The 1,865-nt window shown below is 72.6% G+C and carries 1 protein-coding gene; it reads right to left on the bottom strand.

All coding sequences use genetic code 11. The annotated features are described in order from the left end of the window. A partial coding sequence (locus tag FZO89_RS18385; protein ID WP_425480497.1) for a YadA family autotransporter adhesin occupies window positions 1-1,865 on the bottom strand: 1,865 nt, incomplete at both ends.

Genomic DNA, 1,865 nt, shown 5'->3' with positions numbered 1-1,865 from the left:
CGCCACTGCCGTAGGCCGAGGCGCCCTCGCCCACCGCCGTGGCCGACTCGCCCGAGGCTGTCGCGTACTCGCCCTCGACATACGCGCCGTTGTCGCTGTCCGCACCGCCGCTCGCCGCGAAGTAGCGCGTATCGCCGGTCACCGCTTCGAGCTGTTCCACGTTCACCGCGTCGGTCGCTTCCGTGCCCGCGGCCACGTTGGCGATCTGGCGCTCGGATCCGGCCGCGCCCACCGAGACCGTGTTGTCGCGGTCGGCCTCGGAGTTCGCACCCAGGGCCACGCTGTTCTCTCCGCTCGCGCCGGCCAGGAAGCCCACCGCGGTGGAGTCCACGCCGCTGCTCGAGGAGCCGCTGCCCAGCGCGGTCGCACCATCGGCCGTCGCATAGGCCAGGGTGCCCAGCGAAGTCGTCTGCACGCCGGTCGCCTCGGCCAGGGTGCCGACGGCGGTCGCGCCGATGTCGGTCGCCCATGCGCCGTTGCCGATCGCGGTCGAGGCCACGCCGCTTGCCTCGGTGGTCTGCAGGATCAGGCCCGGGAACCCGATCAGCAGGTCGCCGTAGTCGGCGATGCCGCCTACCGCCAGGCCGTAGTCTCCGCTCGCCACGCTGCCGTAGCCCACGGCCGTGGCGAAGCCGCCGGTCGCTTCGCTGAACGCGCCCAGCGCGCTCGAGGCATCCGCCGTGGCGCTCGCGCTGTAGCCATAGGCCGAGGCCTGCAACCCGTCGGCCGTGGCCGCCGCGCCGCTGGCGGTGCTGAACGCACCGTTGGCCTGCGCGCCGGCGCCATACGCGCTCGCGCCCACTTCCGATGCCGTCGTGGTCTGGTCCAGCAGTACCTCGCCCGTGTCCGGATCCTCGTAGTACAGGCTCCCGCCCACCGCCGTCGCACCGTCCGCGGTCGCGGTCGCGTTGTAGCCCGATGCCGTCGCGTTCTGGCCTTCGGCATACGCGCCGCTGCCGTAGGCCGACGCACCGTCGCCATAGGCGTTCGCCGCTTCGCCCGACGCCGTCGCATACGCCCCTTCGGCATACGCCCCCACGTCGTCGCTCTGGTCCTCGTCGTTGCCCGTGGCCTGGAAGTACAGGTTGTCCGCCGTCGCCTCCTCCAGCTGGCCCACGTTCACCGCGTCGGTGGCTTCCGTGCCCGCCGCCACGTTCGTGATCTGGCGCTCGTCGCCCTCCGCGCCTACCGAGACCGTGTTGTCACGGTCGGCCACGGCGTTCGCACCCAGGGCCACGCTGTTGTCGGCATCGACGAAGGCATTCGTGCCCAGGGCCACGCCCTCGTCGCCGAACACCGTGCTGTAGAAGCCCACTGCGGTGCTGTTGGCGCCGCTGGCCCAGGCCTGCGACCCCAGCGCGGTCGCGGTATCGGCCTGTGCATAGGCGAAGTAGCCCAGCGCGGTGGCGCCCTCGCCGTCGGCCTGCGCCAGGGCGCCGGTCGCGGTGCTGTAGTCGCCCCATGCGCCGGCACCGGCGCCGAACGCGGAAGAGGCGTCGCCCGCGGCCACCGCTTCCACGAAGAAGCCCAGGCCCGGCACCAGGTCGGCAAGGCCGCCGACCGCGGTGCTGCCGACGCCACTCGCGGTCGCGTTCACGCCCACGGCAGTCGAATAGGTGTTGGCGGCAGCGCTGCCATAACCCAGAGCCGTGGCACCGGTACCGCCGGCGTTGCTGAAGCTGCCTGCGGCGGTGGTGTAGTCACCCGAAGCGGTGCTGCTGTAGCCCGAGGCGCTCGACTGCAACCCGTCGGCCGTGGCCGCCGCGCCGCTGGCGGTACTGAACGCACCGTTGGCCTGCGCGCCGGCGCCATACGCGCTCGCGCCCACTTCCGATGCCGTCGTGGTCTGGTCCAGCAGCACCTCG

Source organism: Luteimonas viscosa (assembly GCF_008244685.1).
Classification (GTDB): Bacteria; Pseudomonadota; Gammaproteobacteria; order Xanthomonadales; family Xanthomonadaceae; genus Luteimonas; species Luteimonas viscosa.
This window is presented reverse-complemented; position numbering and strand designations above follow the sequence as displayed.